The following is a 1,828-nucleotide window of genomic DNA, read 5'->3' as shown; positions in this document are numbered from 1 at the left end:
GGTACGCCAAGACGCAGGCGGACAGCCCCGACAACATGTGGACCGCCGCCCACGTCCGCTACCACCCCATGTTGACCGTGGCCGGGTACGCGGCCGCCGACTTCGACACCACCGGCGCCGCACAGGTCTACGTCAACGGCGAACCGTGGGGCGAGCAGCGCACCATCAGCTCGGGTTCCTGGTTCCACTTCAGCGACGGCCCGAAGCTGTGCCCCGGCAAGTACGGCGACATCTCAACGGTGCAGATCAAGGCGTGGCGCACCAGTGGCACCGGCAACGTCTACGCCTGCCCCGTCGGTGTCATCGGCACGCAGACCCGCTAGCCCAACTCCCCACCACCACCCGCACGTTCGCCCCGCGGCCCGCCGGCCCCGGGGCTTTTCCATGTCTGGAGACACCCCTATGTCGTGGTACCCCGGCGCCGAGCGCATGGAGCTGCAGCCCGAGAGCGACGCGCAGCCGGCCATCGTCCCCACGCAGTTCATCCTTCACAGCATCGCGGCTGAGTGGGCACCGCGCCGCATCTACGAGTACTGGCGCGACTCGACGAACCTCGAATCGACGTTCGGGCTCGGCTACGACGGCGAGCTCGCGCAGTTCATCGGCACGCAGACCCGTGCCGACGCGTCCGCCGCGGCCAACCGCCGGCCGGACGGCACCGGCGCCGTGTCGATCGAGACCGAGTCCAACAGCGAGCACACCGACCCGTGGACCGAGCAGCAGATCGAGCAGCTCGTCGCCCTGGGCGTCTGGCTCCACCACGAACACGGCATCCCCCTGCGCATCTGCCGCACCGCGGACGACCCCGGCTACGGCTACCACCGGCTGTTCCGGTCGTGGTCGACGTCCGGCACGGCCTGCCCCGGCGACGCGAGGGTGCAGCAGTTCCACGACGTCGTGTTCCCCTTGATCGTCGCCCGCGCCAACGGCGCCCCGGAGCCGACCCCGGCCCCCGCGCCGGCCCCCGACCCGCAGCCGGCCAGGCCCGCCCGCTACCGGGTGACCATCGGCGGGGTGGAGTACGGCTACGGCGCGCACGGCCCGCAGGTCCGGCAGGTCGGCGAAGCGCTCGTGGCCGCCGGCTACGGCCAGCACTACACCGTCGGCCCGGACGAGGATTGGCGCGACGCCGACACCGAGAACTACGCCGCGTGGCAGCGCTCCCTCGGGTACAGCGGCGACGCTGCCGACGGCATCCCGGGCGAGGACTCCCTGCGTCGCCTGTTCGCCGGCGCGCTACCGGGCGAGCAGACCGTCGTCGACCTCGACCAGGTGATCGCTGCCGCCCGCCGTGACCCCGGCCTCGACCAGGGCGGCACCACCTACCCGGACGCCGTCCGCCCGGTCGAGGCCGCGCTCGCCGCCGAGGGCCTGCTCGACGGCCAGTGGGCGAGCGACGGCTCGTTCGGCTCGCGCACCGTCGCGGCCTACGCCGCGTGGCAGCGCTCCCTCGGATACCGCGGCACCGCGGCCGACGGCATCCCCGGCCGCGCTTCCCTCGAACAGCTCGGCGCCCGGCGCGGCTTCACCGTCCGTTAACCCACCCGCCCGGGGCCGGCCGGCCCCGGGCACCCACCGACAGGAGGCACCCCCTTGACCGACGCCACCCGCCGCACCATCCGCACCGGCCTGCAGGCCCTGCTCGGCCTGCTCGCCGCGCTCCCCCTGCTCGTCTCCACCGCCGGCATCCCCGAGACCCTGCCCGGCATCGCGGTGGCGCTCACCGTAGCCGGAGCCGTCACCCGCGTGATGGCGCTCGACGTCGTCGAGCAGCTGCTGCCCGCGTGGCTGCGCACCCCGCCGAAGGAGGACGACGCCGAGTGAGCGA

At 73.6% G+C, this 1,828-nt stretch carries 3 protein-coding genes; all 3 read left to right on the top strand.

All coding sequences use genetic code 11. The features are described from left to right. The coding region (locus ABZ885_RS40360) for a hypothetical protein (protein WP_360200067.1) at window positions 1-323 on the top strand (323 nt) is incomplete at its 5' end. A gap of 79 nt (window positions 324-402) precedes the next feature. Beyond that, window positions 403-1,539, top strand: coding sequence for a peptidoglycan-binding protein (locus tag ABZ885_RS40355; RefSeq protein ID WP_360200065.1), 1,137 nt, complete (start codon window positions 403-405; stop codon window positions 1,537-1,539). 54 nt (window positions 1,540-1,593) lie between these two features. Then, complete coding sequence (locus tag ABZ885_RS40350) at window positions 1,594-1,824, top strand: hypothetical protein (protein WP_360200063.1); 231 nt, start codon at window positions 1,594-1,596, stop codon at window positions 1,822-1,824. The last annotated feature ends 4 nt before the right edge of the window (window positions 1,825-1,828 follow it).

Source organism: Kitasatospora sp. NPDC047058, assembly GCF_040643935.1.
Lineage (GTDB): Bacteria > Actinomycetota > Actinomycetes > Streptomycetales > Streptomycetaceae > Kitasatospora.
This window is presented reverse-complemented; position numbering and strand designations above follow the sequence as displayed.